Annotated in this window: 15 protein-coding genes; 4 read left to right on the forward strand and 11 right to left on the reverse strand. The window is 64.9% G+C overall.

The genetic code is table 11. From position 1 onward, the window contains the following. Positions 1-91: 91 nt before the first annotated feature. From ACFSC3_RS16740 to ACFSC3_RS16765, 6 genes are all read right to left on the reverse strand, one after another. Positions 92-727 (reverse strand): hypothetical protein, encoded by a 636-nt coding sequence (locus ACFSC3_RS16740; RefSeq protein WP_037447200.1) that lies wholly within the window; start codon positions 725-727, stop codon positions 92-94. A 1-nt stretch (position 728) separates the two neighbouring features. Continuing rightward, positions 729-899, reverse strand: coding sequence for a hypothetical protein (locus ACFSC3_RS16745; RefSeq protein WP_231902866.1), 171 nt, complete (start codon positions 897-899; stop codon positions 729-731). Positions 900-971: 72 nt separating this feature from the next. Then, positions 972-1,835, reverse strand: coding sequence for a S1 family peptidase (locus ACFSC3_RS16750; RefSeq protein ID WP_234703087.1), 864 nt, complete (start codon positions 1,833-1,835; stop codon positions 972-974). Positions 1,836-1,841: 6 nt separating this feature from the next. After that, entirely contained in the window at positions 1,842-2,111 is a 270-nt protein-coding gene (locus ACFSC3_RS16755; protein ID WP_037447197.1) for an HU family DNA-binding protein, read from the reverse strand. 191 nt (positions 2,112-2,302) lie between these two features. Then, the gene (locus ACFSC3_RS16760; protein ID WP_331711489.1) at positions 2,303-4,213 is read right to left on the reverse strand and encodes a TonB-dependent receptor domain-containing protein; all 1,911 of its coding nucleotides are present in this window, start codon (positions 4,211-4,213) and stop codon (positions 2,303-2,305) included. Beyond that, positions 4,165-4,380, reverse strand: a complete 216-nt coding sequence (locus ACFSC3_RS16765) for a TonB-dependent receptor domain-containing protein (protein ID WP_051749597.1) — start codon at positions 4,378-4,380, stop codon at positions 4,165-4,167. The genes ACFSC3_RS16760 and ACFSC3_RS16765 overlap by 49 nt, the downstream gene beginning before the upstream one ends. A 181-nt stretch (positions 4,381-4,561) precedes the next feature. On the opposite strand from ACFSC3_RS16765, the gene ACFSC3_RS16770 reads away from it, so the two are divergent. Further along, positions 4,562-7,012: a TonB-dependent receptor gene (locus ACFSC3_RS16770; RefSeq protein ID WP_062126613.1), complete on the forward strand. Its 2,451-nt coding sequence runs from the start codon at positions 4,562-4,564 to the stop codon at positions 7,010-7,012. Positions 7,013-7,016: 4 nt separating this feature from the next. Here ACFSC3_RS16770 and ACFSC3_RS16775 read toward each other — a convergent pair whose 3' ends face one another. From ACFSC3_RS16775 to ACFSC3_RS16785, 3 genes are all read right to left on the reverse strand, one after another. After that, entirely contained in the window at positions 7,017-8,363 is a 1,347-nt protein-coding gene (locus ACFSC3_RS16775; protein WP_380941511.1) for a sensor histidine kinase, read from the reverse strand. Between the two features lie 31 nt (positions 8,364-8,394). Then, on the reverse strand, positions 8,395-9,063 hold the full coding sequence (locus ACFSC3_RS16780) for a response regulator transcription factor (RefSeq protein WP_037447191.1): 669 nt from the start codon (positions 9,061-9,063) through the stop codon (positions 8,395-8,397). Between the two features lie 109 nt (positions 9,064-9,172). Further along, on the reverse strand, positions 9,173-10,126 hold the full coding sequence (locus tag ACFSC3_RS16785) for a chromate resistance protein ChrB domain-containing protein (protein ID WP_037447189.1): 954 nt from the start codon (positions 10,124-10,126) through the stop codon (positions 9,173-9,175). 400 nt (positions 10,127-10,526) lie between these two features. Between ACFSC3_RS16785 and ACFSC3_RS16790 the strand changes: the two genes are divergently transcribed. The 3 genes from ACFSC3_RS16790 to ACFSC3_RS16800 all read left to right on the forward strand — a co-directional run bounded on the left by ACFSC3_RS16790 (position 10,527) and on the right by ACFSC3_RS16800 (position 13,259). Next, positions 10,527-11,852: a cytochrome b gene (locus ACFSC3_RS16790; RefSeq protein WP_037447187.1), complete on the forward strand. Its 1,326-nt coding sequence runs from the start codon at positions 10,527-10,529 to the stop codon at positions 11,850-11,852. A 203-nt stretch (positions 11,853-12,055) separates the two neighbouring features. After that, positions 12,056-12,358, forward strand: a complete 303-nt coding sequence (locus ACFSC3_RS16795; protein ID WP_380941514.1) for a Rap1a/Tai family immunity protein — start codon at positions 12,056-12,058, stop codon at positions 12,356-12,358. A gap of 16 nt (positions 12,359-12,374) precedes the next feature. Beyond that, complete coding sequence (locus ACFSC3_RS16800) at positions 12,375-13,259, forward strand: DUF1259 domain-containing protein (protein WP_037447184.1); 885 nt, start codon at positions 12,375-12,377, stop codon at positions 13,257-13,259. Positions 13,260-13,464: 205 nt separating this feature from the next. Here the strand turns inward: ACFSC3_RS16800 and ACFSC3_RS16805 are convergent, their stop codons facing one another. Beyond that, on the reverse strand, positions 13,465-14,529 hold the full coding sequence (locus ACFSC3_RS16805) for a PepSY-associated TM helix domain-containing protein (protein ID WP_037447182.1): 1,065 nt from the start codon (positions 14,527-14,529) through the stop codon (positions 13,465-13,467). Then, positions 14,526-16,508: a TonB-dependent siderophore receptor gene (locus ACFSC3_RS16810; RefSeq protein ID WP_051749595.1), complete on the reverse strand. Its 1,983-nt coding sequence runs from the start codon at positions 16,506-16,508 to the stop codon at positions 14,526-14,528. Before ACFSC3_RS16810 ends, ACFSC3_RS16805 begins: the two co-directional genes overlap by 4 nt. Positions 16,509-16,577 lie beyond the last annotated feature (69 nt).

Raw genomic sequence — 16,577 nt, forward strand, 5'->3', positions numbered from 1 at the left:
CCCCGCTGCTAACAACCGTGTGTCATTTCTAATTGGCGAAGAATGTGTCTTTTCTAACCGGCAGCAACATAGCGTAACGAGCTAGATGATCCTATGCGCCGCCGACCGCGGCCGGCGCTTCCAACAGCCACCTCGCCAAAAGCCGCTCGAAGTCGACATATGGGATGCGGTCGGGATCGAACTCGAGCGCCGCCGCAAGGTCCGGCAAATCGGCTCTGAACGCCTCGTATACGCGCCGCACCCGGTCGGCGCTCGGCAGCTCGCGGCGCGACACGTTGGCGAGCCAGTCGCGCGTTTCCTGCAGCGCTCGCATCGGAGCGCCGCCGTGCTCGTGAATGTCCATGCCGGCGAGATCGGAGATGAACCGCTGATAGCGGTACTGCTCCACGTCGAGGATCAGCACGCGCTTGGCTTTCTGGTGCTTGCCGCCGTAGCGCTTCGCGCCCAGGAACAGGCCCAACTCGAGCGGCATGTTGAAGCGCGGCAGGTTGTGGACGGCGTCGAGCTCGGTGCGCGATAGATCGTGCACGCCGTAGCGGCATTCCTCGATGAGGCTCAGGATCTTGTCGATCCGGGTCTGCCCGCCATCGTCCAGCTCGCGCGCGGAGCGCGGCCGGAAGCCGCAGACGATGATCGCGAAAATGAGCGCGCGGAACGTGGGCGCGAACGCGTCGTCGAAGGGGCAGTTGATGAAGACGTCGTCGGCCGACGTCGCAGGCGCCGCCAATCTACTTCTTCTTGGCGAGCACGCTTTTCACCGCGGCGGTGATCTGCTTGTCCGACACGGTGCCCTTCTTGGTCGCGACCGGGGCCATGACGAAGCGGCCGGTCGCGGCGCTGCGACCGAGAACAGCCGGTTTCCGGTTCTTCGACGTGACGGAGTCAGGGTGCGTCGCCATGGATGTGATGTGAGCCTCCGGGGACGGAAATGCAAGGTGCGGCCCGACGGAACATCGAAGATCGGCAGCCTACTATCGCCAGCGCTCGCCGTCGCCGACGTCGAAGCTGATCGCGTCGACGAACGGCTGAAGGACTTCGCTCGGGAGGGCATAGGTGATCGGCAGGTCAACCTCGCCGATCGTCAGGCCGCTCGTCACCATGCCGAGCACCGCGCCGGTTCGAGGATCGCAGACCACACCGCCGCTGATCCCGCCGAGCGCGACCGAGCTGATCTGGAACAGCCTGGTCTCGCCGAGCTGCAGAGCCGGGACTACCGCACTGATGATGCCGTCGAAGAATGAGGGCTGCACGAGGCCCCGGTTCGTCGGATTTGAGAAGAACAGGTCGCGCCCGAGCGGGAAGCCGCCGATCAGCACGCGGTCGCCCACCCCTACCCCTGTCGAGTCTCCCCACGTCACAGGGGGCACGTCGTAAGGACATTCGGGGGTGCTCACGGCCGGGCAGATGAGCACGCCGGCGTCCACGCCGGGGCCACCATTCTCGAAGCGCGGGTCATAGTATTTGAGAGCCGCCGCGAACGGGTACGGACGCTGCGCCTCTACCCCGCCCAGCCGGCTGTTGGCCCAGATATACGCCTCGCGCTCTCGAAAGCGGAGCTGCTCGACGACGTGCCAGCAGGTGAGGAGCTTGCCGCGGCCGGCCTGGAAGGCGGTCCCCTGGATGTCCAGCACCCAGTCCTCGTGAGCGGGATCCTGAATCGGGATGTGCAACGACAGATCGCCCTGCGGCACGCCTTCCTTGTTGCCGACAGGCACGATGGACTGCGCCAGCCGGGAGATCGGCGTCACACGGCCCCGTGAGGCCCAAGGCACGCGCGCGAGCTTCTCCTTCAGGTCGCCGGAACCACCCTGCCCGCGGCGCCGTCCGCCGGACACCTGCGGCTACAGCCGGTCCTTGAGCGCCTTGGCCGGCGTGAACATCAGCTTCTTCGATGCGGCGATCGTGATCGCCTCACCGGTGGCCGGGTTGCGTCCACCGCGCTCGGGCATATCCTTCACCTTGAACTTGCCGAAGCCCGGCAGGTTGATCTCGTCGCCGGCGGCGGCCGCCTCGGCCACGGCCTCGACGACGGCGTCTACCACCTTCTTCGCCGCCGCCTCCGTCAAGCCCTGGCTCTGCGCGACCGACTTGGCCAGATCCTTAGCATTCATGCGCACCCTCCCCCTGCCCGAAATACCGACTCTGTAGCGCACAGCGGCGAGCGAGCAAGAACGCAGTCGCGGCGGACGACCCGCTTTGGCCGGCTTACCCGCTGATCGGCGCGCAGAGCTCTTTGCGTTAATACGACCTCGCCGAACCCTCGCAGCGTTCGCCACTTCCGACCGCCTAGAATGCCAGGGGGCTACTCAAAGGCCATCGTCCTGCCCGAATGCCTTGTTCGCCGGCAGGTGAGATGGCGGGCGACCCAAATGTAGAGGCCGGAGCCGGCGAGGACCGCGGCGGCGAGGCCAGCGAAGACTACGAGCGGGTCGCCCGCCCGGCCGAGACTACGGCCGGCGTGGAGCGAGAGCATCGCCTGGCCGATGGCCGCGCGCGGACCGTGCTGGCGGGCATCTATGGGTCGGACGACGCCCGGACAGGTCGCGTGGACGAAGGCGAGCGTGTCGCCCTCGACATGGTCGAACGGGGATGCGGTCTTGAAGGTAAGGCGATAGGGGTCGGTTCCGTCCGGAAGTCCGACCGTCGCGAGCCGCTGGCCGGGTAATGCGGCGCTCGCGGCGGCGACGGCCTCGTCGGTCGTGACGCGGCCGGCGCAGGTGCTCGCGAAGGCGGGGGCGAGCGCGGCGGGAACGTCATAGGGCAGGCCCGCGAGCAGGCCGCCGAACCAGCCGGAGTGCGACGCCGCCGTGCCGGTCAGGCCGAAGAACAGGATGGGGAGCGCGCTCCAGAAGCCGATCCAGCCATGGATGCGGTACCAGCGACCGAGCGGCCGGCCCGACAAATGCGGCGGGCGCGCCTTGCGCCATGCGGAGCCTCGGCGCGGCCACCAGAGGTAAAGGCCGGTCGCGGCAAAGGCGGCGAGCAGCAAGCCGAGCAGAGCGACGATCGCCGCGCCGACCTCGCCCGCAAAGAGCTGATGGTGGAAGTGGATGAGCTGGTGGCCCCAGGCGCTGTCCAAGAGGAAGTCGCCGCGGTACGCGCCCGTGGCGGGATCGACGACGAGGATCACGGTATCCTCAAGCCCGCCCGCGCCGGAGCGGAGGCCGTAGAACATGGCGGTGTCGACCTCCACGCGGCTGTCGGGCAGGAACAGGCCCAGCGGCTGGAAGGAGCGGCCATAACCCCTCTTCGCGGCGGCGAGCCAAGCGTCGACGCGCGGCGCCGCGACCCGGGCGGCGGCCCCGTCGACGCTCCGAACGAACGGATGCTGCGCCCGGAACAGCTCCGCGTCAAAGGCGAGCGCCGCGCCCGACAGGCAGACGAGGAGGAGGACCGGCGCGGCGACGGCCCCGATCCAGGCGTGGAGCCGGGCGAGAAGCCGCCGCGCGGGCATCAGAAGCGCGCCTCGACGCCAGCGCCGTAGCGTCGCGGCTCGTTCACCGTGCCGAAACCGGGAAAGTAGACCTGCGTGACCTGGAACCCGTCGAAGAGGTTGCGGACGAAGCCGAAAAGCCGGACGGGGCCGAGCTGATAGCTCGCCTGCGTCGACCGTGGCGAGGTCGCCCGAGCGGAAGGCGCGGGTGTTGGCGTCGTCGCCGTAGTAGCCGCCGCCATAGCGTCCTTGCGCGTCAAGGGTGAAGCGGTCGACGGGCGTCCAGCTCGCGGTGAGGAAGCCGGTCAGGCCGGGCGACCGCTGGAAATCGTTACCCTCAACGCCTGCCGCCGACACGGAGAAGCGGCGGAGATCGGTCTCTAGCAGGCCCAGGCCCCCGCGGAGCGACAGGCGGGGCGAAGGCCGGAAGGCGAGTTCAAGCTCCAGCCCGTAGGCGCGGGCGTCCTCCGCATCGTCGAACACGGTCTGGAGGAGCCCGGAGGGGCCGAGCGTGGTGGTCGGGCGCTGCGCGTCCTCATAGTCGGCGAAAAAGGCGTTGGCGTTGAAGGAGAGCCGGCCGTCCGGGGTGCGCCCGCGCAGGAACAGCTCGTAGTTCCACAGCCGCTCCGCCCCGAAGACGTCCTGCGCGCCGGTGTCGAAGGAGATGGTGGTGCCGCCGGGGTTGTAGCCGCGCGACGCCAGCACGCCGACCCGGACGTCCGGCGCGACCTCTAAGCGACGCTTACGCGCGGGAGGAAAGCGTCGAAGCTGCGGCGGCAGTCGACCACGAAGGGGCCGAGCGCGCCTTCGCGGTCCTGGCGGTCGTACTGGTAACGGCCGCCCAGCGTGACGGCGAGGCGCGGCGTAGCGCGGATCGTCGCCTCGCCGAATACGGCACGGCTGACCTGCTCATCGCGGAACGCGCCGGTAGCGAGACAGGCGGACATAGCGAATAAGTGACGCTCGACGATGCGCGGAGGACGACCGGCAGACGCTGAATGACACCGCCTCTCTCAATCCGTCAGTTGAAGCGTTGCCCGTCAGTCGAGGTTGTCAGGCACCAAGTTTAAGTTGCTCGCCAATTCCTACTGAATCAATAGACAATAACGCAGGAATGGGAGGCGGAAGGTGAACACAGCACTGCGCGTACTGCTGCTTGTTTCGGCCGCATCGCCCGTGTGCGTGTCAGCGCAGACCGCACCCTCGTCGGTAGCAGACGCCCCCACTCCCGCCGACCAGACGGGAAATGACATTACCGTCACCGCTCGCCGCCGCGAGGAGTCGGTGCAGGATGTGCCGATCGCGGTGTCGGTCCTGACCGATTCGGTGATCGCGAAATCGGGCAGCCAGAATGTCTCGCAGCTCGTCCAGCTTCAGCCGTCGCTCACCTATTACGGCACCAATTCGCGCAACGCGGCGATCAACATTCGCGGACTGGGCGCGCCGCTCGGGCTGACCAACGACGGCCTCGAACAGGGCGTCGGGATCTATATCGACCAGGTCTATTACAGCCGAATCGCGACGGCCGTGTCCGACCTGTTCGATGTGGCGGGCGTCGAGGTGCTGCGCGGCCCGCAGGGTACGCTCTACGGCAAGAACACGACCGCCGGCGCGATCAACGTCGGCATTCGCAAGCCCAGCTTCACGCCCGAAGCCTATCTCGAGGCATCGCTCGGCAATCTCGAACTTCGTCAGGCGAAGGGTGCGGTTTCCGGGCCGTTGACCGAAAACCTGGCCGCCCGCTTCGCGTTTTCGACGACATCGCGCCGCGGGACCATCTACAATGTCGCGACGCGGCGCTGGATCAACGAGCGCGACAATCTGAGCCTGCGCGGCCAGCTGTTGTGGCGCGCGTCGGACGATCTCGATCTACGCCTGGTCGGCGATTACAGCCGACAGCGGCCCGAAGCGGGCGCACAGATCTATGTGCGAACCGGCGCGACGCAGCGCTCGCTTAACCGGCAGTATGCCGCACTGGCGGCTGCGTTCGACTATGCGCCGCCCAGCACCAATGCGTTCGACCGTCTCACCGACCTCGACGCGGAGTTGAAGGCAGGGCAAGACTCGGCCGGGATATCGTTGATCGCCGATTGGAAGCTGGGATCCGGCACGCTCACCTCGATCATCGCCTGGCGGCTGTGGAACTGGCTGCCGTCCAGCGACCGCGACTTCACCGGGCTGCCGATCACGACCTTCTCGGGCAACCCGTCGCGTCACCGCCAGGTCACCCAGGAGGTACGCTACGCCTACGATGGCGAGCGTTTCGATTTCGTCGCTGGCGGCTTTTATTTCTGGCAGCGCTTCCGCACCGAGGGCGCGCAGGAACAGGGGTCGGCAGCGAGCCGCTGGCTGCTCAATCCCGGCAACGTGCCCGCCGGGTCGAGCGGATGCAATCCGCCGGCCGCGAACGCCTGCAACCCGGCGATCCTCGACGGGCTGCGTTCGGAAAACGACATCCGGTACAAGAGCGTCAGCGCGGCGATATTCGGGCAGCTGACCTGGAAAGTCTCCGACCGGCTGCGCATCCTGCCGGGCGTGCGCCTGAATTATGACAAGAAGGACGGAGCCTATTCCGCGACTGTGACGACGGGCAGCGGCAGCACCACGCTCAACAGCGATCAGCGCAATACCCTGCCGCCGCAATCCTACGCCGAGAAGTTCGACTCATGGAACCTGGCCTATGATCTGACGGTGTCTTACGACGTCGCCCGTGAGGTTATGAGCTATGCCACCTTTGCGCACGGGTTCAAATCGGCGGGCATCAACATGAACGGCCTTCCCCTGTCGAACGGGGCGCCGGTGCTGAACGCCGTCACCGTGCGCCCGGAGAAGATCGATCATTTCGAGATCGGCCTGAAGTCGCAATTTTTCGATCGTCGCGCGACGCTCAACCTTTCGGCGTTCTGGACCGAGATCAAGGACTACCAGACGACGGTGACGAACAACCAGTCGGGCGGTGTCGTGCTCGCCTATCTCGCCAACGCGGTCAAGGTCCGCACACGCGGGGCTGAGGCCGAATTCAGCTTCAGGCCCAGCGACAGGTTCTCGCTCTACGCCAACGGCGCGTTCACCGACGCACGCTACATACGGTTTCCAGATGCTCCGTGCCCGCCGGAACTGTCGGGCGGCACCGTGCTGCCGGTCTATGCGAACGGCAATATCGTCGGCACGCCGAGCGCGCCGGGCACGCCGGGCGGGTTCAGCCCGCCTTTTTGCGACGCGTCGGGCAGCTGGCTTCCCGGCGTCTCGAAATGGTCGGCCAGCTACGCCTTCGAATACACGCTGCCGGTCAGCACCGCGGGCAACGCCTACTTCGGGTTTGACGGCACGGCGCGCAGCAAGTTCTCGTCAAATGCGACGCGCTCTCGTTACACCGACGTCGACGGCTATTCAGTCGAAAACGTCCGGCTGGGATTTCGCACTGCCGACGACCGGCTCAACATCTTCGGCTGGGTCCGCAACCTGTTCGACCATGACTATTACGAATTGCTCGCGCTGCAGTCGGGCAACACCGGGTTGGTGGCCGGGCAACCTGCGGACCCGCGGACGTATGGGATTACCGCAACCGTCAGGTTCTAACGGTTCAGGACAAGCGAGCGTCGGCGACCGCTGTCGCCGCCGGTTCGCGCGGTAATCTGATCTCAACGGCCAAACCCGGCTGGAGTCTCGCAAACGCCAGCGTTCCGCGGTGCAGCCGAGCTACGGCATCAGCGATCGCGAGGCCCAGACCGTTGCCGGATTCCCGCCGCGCTCGATCCAAGCGCCCGAACGGGCGCAACATCTCGGCGACCTCGCCATCGGACACGCCAGGGCCGTCGTCCGCGACCGCCATCGTCACCATGCCGGGCTGCTCGGAAACCGAAACGTCTATCCGAGCTTCGTCACGGGAGTATTTGAGCGCGTTCTCGATCAGGTTGGCGAGAGCGCGCGCCAGCAGATCGGCGTCGCCGGCGACCACTGCCGCTCGAGCCGAGCTCACCGAGATGTGGCGGCTGGAGGCCTCGATTTCGGCACGGTAGGCATCCACCACCCGGTCCACGATCTCCGCCAGGTCGAGCGGCTCGAACCGCGCACGCGCCTTGCCGGCATCGATCTCGGCAAGATCCAGCACCGCGCTGAACAGACGAAGCGCGTCGTCCAGCCCGGCCATCGCCTGTGCCAAGGTCGCGGTCCGCTTTTCGTCGTCAGGCTGCGCGAGCGCCGTTTCGATCGCGTGCCTCACGCGCGTGAGCGGCGTTCGTAGGTCATGAGCGACCTCGGCCGACACACGGCGGATCGTGGCGACCAGCGTGTCAATCCGGTCGAGCATCCGGTCGACCGCCAGCGCGAGCTGATCGAGATCGGTGCGCGGGTTGGCCGGCGCGCCGATCCGCGCCGAGAGATCGCCGCCCTCAACCGCGCGGACGGCCGCGTTGATTCGCTGCATCTGCCGGAAGGTCTGCCGGGTGGCGAGGAGGCCGGCAACGATACCGAACGCCAACGCGATGCCGCCTGCGATCAGGATGGCCCCGAAAACAGCGTCGCGGATGGCGTCGCTGCGCTCCATGTCCTCCCCAACGATAAGGAGTGAGCCATCCGGAAGGCGCCGCGTCAGTGACAGCAGATGCACGCCCTCTACGCCTGGTTGCGGCGAAGGCTGCTCGACAAAGTGCCAACCGGCCGCTTTCGGCACGATTTGAAGGTCGCCGATCAGCCTGCGGCCGTCCGGCCCGATCAGATAATATTCGGGCGACCCGGGCCGCTCCGCCCTGATGCGGATCATATCGAGCGCGCGATCCAAGCCTCCCCGTTGCGCTTCGAGCGCGATCGCATGTGTCTCGAGCTCGACGCGGCTCCGCGCCTGTCGCTCGACGACCGTGCGGGTCGCGAGCCAGCCGCCGAGCGCGCCGGCGACCATGCTGATGACGAGCAGCAGCGCATTAAGCGCCACGACGCGGACCAACGTCGAGCGCAGCAGCCGGCTACTCACTCCAAGCGGCATAGCCTTCTCCACGCACGGTATGGATCAGGGGCGGATCGCCGCCCCGATCGATCTTGGTCCGCAGCCGGCTGATATGGCTCTCGACAAGGTTTCTGCCGGGGTCGAACCGGAACTTCCACACCGTTTCCAATAGCATCAGGCGGGTGAGCACGGCGGGCGAGTTGAGCATCAGGAGCTCGAGAAGCTGAAACTCGCGCGGGATCAGCTCGATCGGCGTGTCGCCTCTCCGCACCGTGCGGGCGAGACGGTCGAGCGTCAGATCGCCGAGCGACAGGATGCTGGGCGGACCGGCTGCGCGGCGCTGCAACGCTTCGATGCGCGCCAGGAGCTCGGCGATCGCGAAGGGCTTGACGAGATAGTCGTCAGCGCCCCCTTCGAGACCTTCAACCCGTTGCTCGATCGAGCCGAGCGCGGTGAGCATCAGCACGGGAGCCGCGATTTGTCGCTGGCGAAGTTCGGCGACGAGCGAGAGTCCATCGATCCCGGGCAGCATGCGATCGACGACCAGCAAGGCGTAAGCATCGGTAGCGGCGCGATCGAGCCCGCCTTGTCCGTTGGTCTCCCAATCGACGGCGTGACCGTGCGCGCGCAACGCCGCGACGACGGCGTTGCCGGTTTCCGCGTCATCCTCTATCAGCAGCAGCCGCATGGCGCCGGTTCGTTCTCCTCTCGCCATGGACGGTTGATGCTGGTTCAGGCCCAGGCCTCTCCGCCGGTCTGCTTGTCGCACGCCACCGCTCGGATCTCCGGGAGCGCGGTCAGACTTCGCTTCGTTGCTGCGAGAAGGTGGCGTACAGCCCATCGAGCAGCAGTGATCCTTTCGCGATGCGGTCCTCGTCATCCTCATTGCCCGCACAAATGCCGTAAATTAGCGCTTGAACACCTGCCGTTTCCGGACGGTTGTAGCGGGCATCCCCGATGTCGAGATCATGTACGATCTCGCCGATCGCCTGCAGCGCGCGATCGGCTTCAAGATCGGACCGCGTCACCAAAGTTTCGAAAGTGCAGCTGTCTCCTTCGTGCGTGAACTCGGCTCCGGACATATCGAACCGCAGTTCGCCTGGAGCGGGAGCGTAGTTTCGGCCATCGACAAATTTGAACGTCGCTGCCGGATCGATGAAGCGACCGATCAACCATGCCGAGGCGATACGGTCGACGTGGACGTGCCGGCGCGTCACCCATGTGCGCCCTTTGAGTTCCGCCGAGGTTAATTCCGGCGCGCCAGGTCCGCTGACGTCCGGATGTTGATGCGACAGACGGTCGAGCTCGACGATCGCCGCCTCGGCGACCTGGCGCCCGTGTGCGCCGAAGAAATCAATCGCGGTTACGTCATCCAGGCGTTTCCGCAGTCGCCCGACGTCCGCCGGAGTGACCTCGTCACCCGCCGCTAGCACACGAGCCTCGCGAGCTAGTTCCTCATAGTCAGCATCCCGCGCGGCATCAAACATGCCGCGAAGGGCTGCGTCGCCCAGACCGCCGACCAGCCGCGCTTCGAGGATCAGGGCTTCACCGTCGTTGGCCAGAATCTCCCGATGCAGTTCTTCAAACAAGCCTCGCGTGTCGTCGCGGTTAGGCAGCGCATGCACGGCATTTTTGAGCGGCGCCGCGCCGATTACCTGAAGCCGGCGCCACACCTTGACCCGCAGATAAGCCGGTTTTGCCGGAAGCTGAGGAATTAGGAGGAGCCAAGGGTTGGGATCTGGTGAGGGCATTGCAACTCCACTTTACGCACAAAAACCGTGCTTTTCACCATCCTCCGACGGTCTCAGCGCTGTGGTCTGCGCGACTGTCGACGCTTGACCCAGTTTTCAGCCGCTCGGCCTATCAGTTCCCCGGCGAGAACTCCTGCTCCCAAAAACAGCGTGGCCGGGACTGGTTCTTCAGTCGTGAAGAATGCCCATCCCCCAACCGCGATAGCCAATAGCTCCACCACCGCGCGCGTCCAGTCGGCAAGGCCAGGCTTTTGAATGGTCAAGCCACAGATCCCCATAGGACAGTGTGGCGATTAGTGAAACACCTACACGCCGATTGACCGTACTATATAGCAGTTGTATCGCGCTGCAAACCGGGTCGCGGTCACCGCGTGTGTCGCGCAAGGCGAGGAGCCGTACGATGAGCTTTCCCTGGGCCAGTCATTATGAGCCCAAGCAGCCACTGATGCGCTGGATTGATGAAAGGCTGCCCCTGCCGCGGCTGGTGTATAATGCGGTCGGCGCGGGTTACCCCGTGCCACGAAACCTGAACTATTTCTGGAATTTCGGAGTTCTGGCCGGACTGGCGCTGGCGATCCAGATCATCACCGGCGTCGTTCTGGCGATGCACTACACGCCTTCGGCCGCGCAGGCTTTCGGTTCTGTCGAACACATCATGCGCGACGTCAACCAAGGGTGGCTTTTGCGTTATTGCCATGCCGCGGGAGCCAGTTTCTTTTTCGCGGTTGTCTACATCCACCTTTTCCGCGGCCTATACTACGGGTCGTACAAGGCGCCCCGGGAAGTGGTTTGGCTGCTCGGAGTGGTGATTTTAATGTTGATGATGGCCGCCGCCTTCATGGGCTATGTGCTCCCGTGGGGGCAGATGAGCTTTTGGGGGGCCCAGGTAATCACCGGCTTTTTCTCCGCAATACCGGGCGTGGGCGAGACGCTGCGCGTGTGGCTGCTGGGCGGCTATGCTCCAGATAATGCAGCGCTGAATCGCTTCTTCTCGCTCCACTATCTGTTGCCGTTCGTGATCGCAGGCGTCATCATCCTGCACATCTGGGCGTTGCATATTCCGGGTTCAAACAACCCGACAGGCGTGGAGGTGAAGGGCGAGCAGGATACCGTGCCGTTCCACCCCTACTATACCGCCAAGGACGCTGTGGGGGTGGGTATATTCCTATTGCTGTTCGCCGCCCTCACCTTCTTTTCACCCAACCTTTTCGTCCCGGCTGAGAACTACATCGAAGCTAACCCGCTCTCGACGCCCCCCGAGATTGTTCCAGAGTGGTACTTTTGGCCTTTTTACGCGATTCTGCGTGCCTTTACGGTTGATGTCATTCTTCCGGCGAAACTCTGGGGTGTGCTGGCGATGGCCGGTTCGATCCTGTTGCTTTTCTTCTTGCCCTGGCTAGATACGTCTCCGGTCAGATCGAACAATTTCCGTCCAAAAGCCCGAATCGCCTTCTGGGTTTTGGTCGTTGATGTGCTGGTGTTGGGCTACTGCGGCGGCTCACCGGCGGAGCCGATATACGTCATGGTCAGCCAGATCGCGGCCGCCTACTATTTTACTCATTTCCTGATCGTGCTGCCGATCATATCACGAACCGAGCGCCCCCTGCCCCTACCGAAATCGATTACCGAGGCCGTTCTTGCCGACCGCGGGGGAACCAGTCTGACCGAGACGGCGCACGCGCAGCATGGCAACGAGATCGATCGGCAAGCTACGAATCAGCGTTAGGACCTAGAGATTGAGGGCAGAGTGACGGGCTTTGTGGTGTCTAACGATCAATATAGATGGCTCCCTGTCCACCGCGCCCTAAAGCACCGGATGTCGGTGAGCGGTGATGGCAAATCGCCTACGAGTATTTTTATAGGAATGACCTGAGGAGGCATTAGGTGGTTCGAGAGATTGCGGTCGCGGCGGCCGTGACGTACGCTGTGGTGTCGATACCTGTTGCCGCTCAAGTTGGGGAGACAGGCAATCAATTCTATGCGCGATGCCAAGCCGAGGCTGGTAAGGCAGACGGGCAGTGCGATACGTATATCCAGGGTGTTGCCGATACACTTGCGGCTTTCGGGAAAGGCGGTAACGCCAACGGTATATGTGGGCGGGGCTATAATCGTGGCCAGCTCAGCAGAATCTACCTTACATGGGCCCGGAGAAACCGGACCACAGGCAGCCTTCCTCGCCTAGCCGGCGTGACGTTCGCATTGCGCGAGGCATTTCCATGTCGGGTCAACTGATGATAGAGGAGTGATTATGTTCAAGAAGTTGACGGTGATGGCGCTTGCGGCGCTAGCGCTGCCAACCGCGGCGATGGCGGAGCCGGACTGGAGCAAGGTCGATGCGGCGCTTGGTCGACCCGGCACGGTCTCTGCAGATGGCGTGCACCGGTTCTCGTTTCCCCGGAGCGATCTTTCGGTCACCCTCGATGGCGTCTCGATCAAACCTGCCCTCGCGCTCGGTTCTTGGGCGGCGTTTCAGCCGATGGGCGATGAGGTGATGATCATGGGCGACCTCGTTCTGACGCATGCCGAGGTGAACCCTGTTCTGGCTCGCCTCTTCGCGAGTGGCTTCACCATCACTGCCCTGCACAATCACGTGCTTCGCTCATCGCCGGCGACTATGTACATGCACATCGCGGCACACGGCGATCCGGTTAAGCTCGCGCAGGGGCTGCGCGCAGCGCTCGCGTTGAGCCGCACTCCGCTCGGGCCGCAGCCAGCGTCTGCCCCGGCGACGACACTTCCGGGCCTCGATCTAGCGTCTCTGGATCGCCTGATGGGAGCAAAGGGCAAGATTGCCGGTGGCACTTACCAGTTCGGCATTCCGCGGGCAGAACGCCTGACCGATGCCGGCATGGCCATCCCGCAGGCCATGGGCGTCGCCAACGTAATCAATTTTCAACCCACGGGCGGCGGCAAGGCTGCGATCACCGGCGACCTCGTACTGATTGCGAGCGAGGTTCCTGAGGTGCTGCGGACGCTGCGCTCGCAGGGCATTGAGGTTACGGCTCTCCATAACCACATGCTGGAAGACGAGCCGCGGCTGTTTTACGTTCATTTCTGGGCAAATGCCGATGCCCGCGTTCTCGCCCGTTCGATGCGGGTCGCAATCAACAAGACTAATGTGAAGAAGGATTAGTGGACGTTTCGGGTTGACGATGACTCGGTAACATCATTTTCGATCCAATTATTCACAGCATGTCGCCGACATATATAACTTACGCCCAATCCTCCGCCGCTCTCTATTACCGTATCTGCCCAGCGGCGGAGGGCAACCAAACGGCCTCATCCAGGCCGGCCCCGCTTGATGGACGGGTTGCGACCACTTTCCCAAACAACGAAATTCAACCGGCAACCCTGATCTTGCGCCTGCGCCACCAGGAGAGAAGTCCCGTGACATATAGGACGGGCAACGCGAGCCCAGCCAGCAAGACAAGGAGGCGGCCAACAACTCCGGCGGCTTCGCCGTTATGGAGGGAGAAGACGGCATCATATAGCCGATTGGGCCAAGGCGCCGTTAGAGCGTCATGTCGCGCGAGGATCCGGCCAGAGCCAGCATCGACCACGACGCTACTAGTGCCAGACCACGCGCGTATCTCCCCGGGTCGGAGCACGCGGACATAGTAGGCGGGCGAACCGGCAACGGGCATCGTCACGCGAACGAAGCGCCCATCCGGAAAGACGCGCTGTGCGGCACTCCAGGCATCCCCAGCCGTCACCATACGCTCTGGGAGCGGGCCGGCTGCCTTGTAAGGCGGCCGAAAGGGTGTCGTTCGCTGTAACAGCGACCATAGCTGCGGACGTAGTACGGTGGCCGCGCCACTCAGTGCAACGATGATGAGCACGGCTGCGGCGGTGAGTCCCCACATGCGATGCCAGCTGCGCAATTTCTGCCGCCGCCCTTGCCACTGCGATGGCGTCAGCGCCGCAAGCGAGCCCCGGCGGCGCGGCCAGCCGAGCCAAAGACCGGTCGCGGCAATACTGGCGAGGAACAGTCCCGTCAGGCCAACCAACGTCGAAGCGCGATCACCAAGCAGCAACTCTTCGTGCAAGTTGTAGACCCAGCGCCAACCTGACGCGCCGGAACGGTCGTCCACGACTCTTGCCGACGCGGCATCCAGTCGAACATTGCGATCGTATCCGTGCGCGTCCTTGTATGAGGCTTGCAGGATGCCGCCCTTCGAATCAGCGACGGAAAGCATTCGCACCGGCGTGCCCGCCTGCCGTTCGGCGGCAGCAATGAGCCGGTCCACCGGCGCCATCGGGCCCGACGTAATCTTCACGCCCCAACGATCCAGTTCGCGATGAAAGACCAGGGCCGCCCCCGTCAAACCCTGCACCGCCCAGACCAGCCCGAGCGTCAGCCCGAACCAGAGGTGCAGCCGGACGAGGAAGTGGCGAGTTGTCACAATGGGATCCGGGCGGTCAGCTTGACCTGACGCGGCAAGCCGACACCGAGCAGGTTGTTTCCCGCGGCCGACCAGTGGCGTTTGTCGAACAGGTTGTCGGCGTTGAGCTGGAGCGTCATCGGCGTGGCGCCGGCTAAGGTGTAGCGCGCTGAGGCCGAGAAGAGCGTGTAGCCGTCTACCGAGGCGGTGTTGGCGGCGTCCACCGCGCGCGCGCCGACATGGAACACGCCCGCACCTAACCCTAGCCGCTCGATCGGACGATATTCGGTAAACAGGCTGGCCGTCCATTCCGGCGTGTTCTCCGGCGTGTTGCCGACAAGCGCGGCCTGATTCGACCGGCGGATCTCCGCGTCGAGCCACTGGCCAGATGCGTAGACCGACAGCGCGCGCGTTACCTCGCCCGACAGTGATGCCTCGACGCCCTGATAACGCGTGTCGCCGGCCAGCTTGAAGACATTGTCCGTCAGGTCGGTGAAGGCAAAGCGCCGCTCGATGCGGAACCCCGCCAGCTGGAGCACGACGCGGCGGAACAGCTCGCCCTTGATGCCCGCCTCGTATTGGCGAGTGACAGCGGGAGGCAGCACCTCGAAGGCGTTGACGACGTTGGACGGCGCGGTGCCGCCCTCCTCCAGCCCTTCGATATAGGTGACGTAAAGCGACAGCTTCCCGGTCGGCTTGACGATCAGGCCAACTGACGGCGTCCATTTCGACAACTCGAACCGGGTGGTGATGCCGGTCGCCGAAGTGGCGCGGCTGCGATATTCGGATCGGCGCAGCCCTGCGAGCAGGTCCACCGGCCCCGAGCTCATCCGATCGGTCACGTAGTAACCGAGGTCGCGGATGTGGAGCGGGGCGGCGGTGAAGCGGGTGGGCTCCACCGGCTGCACGTCGCGCGGTGCAAGGAAGCTCTGGGCGACCGTGAAGGACGCGCCGTTACGACCGTTCTGGAAGCGCCAGTTGCTCGTCACTCCGGCGACGAGGTTGTGTCGCACCGGACCGGTCGAGAAGGCGGCGGCGAGCTCGGCGCGGGCGTTCCGGTTGCGGTAGCGCTGGTCGCGCGTGGGAAAGATGCGAAGCACCCCCTGCCCGTTCGCGCCGCCATAGCTCTCCAGCTGGGCGAAATCGCGGTCGCGCTCGGTGCGCGCCTCGCCATATTCCGCGGTCAGCACCAGGCTGTCGAACGCCCGCCAATCGGCGCGGCCGAGCCAGTTGGTGGCGTGTGCGGCGTAGCGAAGATTCTCCCCGCCGAAGTTCGTCCGCGGATCGGGGATCGCCGGCACGCGCCCCTGCGCGGCCGGGAGCAGCTGGAGCGCGGCGGGCTCCGTCACGTCCTTGGACACATGCTCCACGTCGAAGGCGAGCTTGAGCCGGTCGGTGGGCGCGAGGTCGCCCGCCAGCGCCGCCACGAAGCGCTCGCCGGAGAAGCGGTCGATCCCCGTCTCCACGATCCCCGCCGCACCGTTGAAGCGCAGGCCCGCCCGGTCGCCGAAGCGCCGGCCGAGGTCGATCGCGGCATTGGTCCCGGCATATTCGTTCACCTGCAACGTCGCCTCCGTCACATCGCGGTCGGCGCGCTTGGTGACGAGGTTGACGATGCCCGAGGGCGGCGCGAAGCCGTAGTAGAGCGCGCCCACGCCCTTCAGCACCTCGACGCGGTCCTTGTTCTCCACCGGCAGGTCGACGAGGTTGATGACGGGCAGCATGCCGTTCAGCCGGTAGCTGGTCCGGTTCTCGACCAGGATGCCGCGGATCGCGACATTGTCGTAGGTCGCCCCGTTGAGCTGCGCGCGGCTGACGCCCGCGGTGTTGCGGAGCGCATCATAGACGCTTTGCGCCGCCTGGGCGCGGAGCAGCTCACGCGGCACCACATTGACCGTCAGAGGGACGTCGATCAGCCGTGCGCCGCGAAACGTGCCGACTTGAACCAGATCAGCGCCGAAGCCGCCGCGTCGATCCGCGGTAACGACAATTTCGTCCACTGTCTGTGTTTCGAGCGCAGGCGTGGCACGAGCAACAGCATCAGACGCAGCGAGCAACATGGCGGCTAC

Source organism: Sphingomonas floccifaciens (assembly GCF_042681125.1).
GTDB lineage: Bacteria > Pseudomonadota > Alphaproteobacteria > Sphingomonadales > Sphingomonadaceae > Sphingomonas > Sphingomonas floccifaciens.

What these genes read in the sequence shown, in the direction of transcription:
- ACFSC3_RS16785 (WP_037447189.1), bottom strand. Translation starts at nt 10,126, where the DNA reads ATGCCCTCACCAGATCCCAACCCTTGGCTCCTCCTAATTCCTCAGCTT.
- ACFSC3_RS16800 (WP_037447184.1), top strand. Translation starts at nt 12,375, where the DNA reads ATGTTCAAGAAGTTGACGGTGATGGCGCTTGCGGCGCTAGCGCTGCCA.
- ACFSC3_RS16755 (WP_037447197.1), bottom strand. Translation starts at nt 2,111, where the DNA reads ATGAATGCTAAGGATCTGGCCAAGTCGGTCGCGCAGAGCCAGGGCTTG.
- ACFSC3_RS16790 (WP_037447187.1), top strand. Translation starts at nt 10,527, where the DNA reads ATGAGCTTTCCCTGGGCCAGTCATTATGAGCCCAAGCAGCCACTGATG.
- ACFSC3_RS16765 (WP_051749597.1), bottom strand. Translation starts at nt 4,380, where the DNA reads ATGTCCGCCTGTCTCGCTACCGGCGCGTTCCGCGATGAGCAGGTCAGC.
- ACFSC3_RS16780 (WP_037447191.1), bottom strand. Translation starts at nt 9,063, where the DNA reads ATGCGGCTGCTGCTGATAGAGGATGACGCGGAAACCGGCAACGCCGTC.
- ACFSC3_RS16745 (WP_231902866.1), bottom strand. Translation starts at nt 899, where the DNA reads ATGGCGACGCACCCTGACTCCGTCACGTCGAAGAACCGGAAACCGGCT.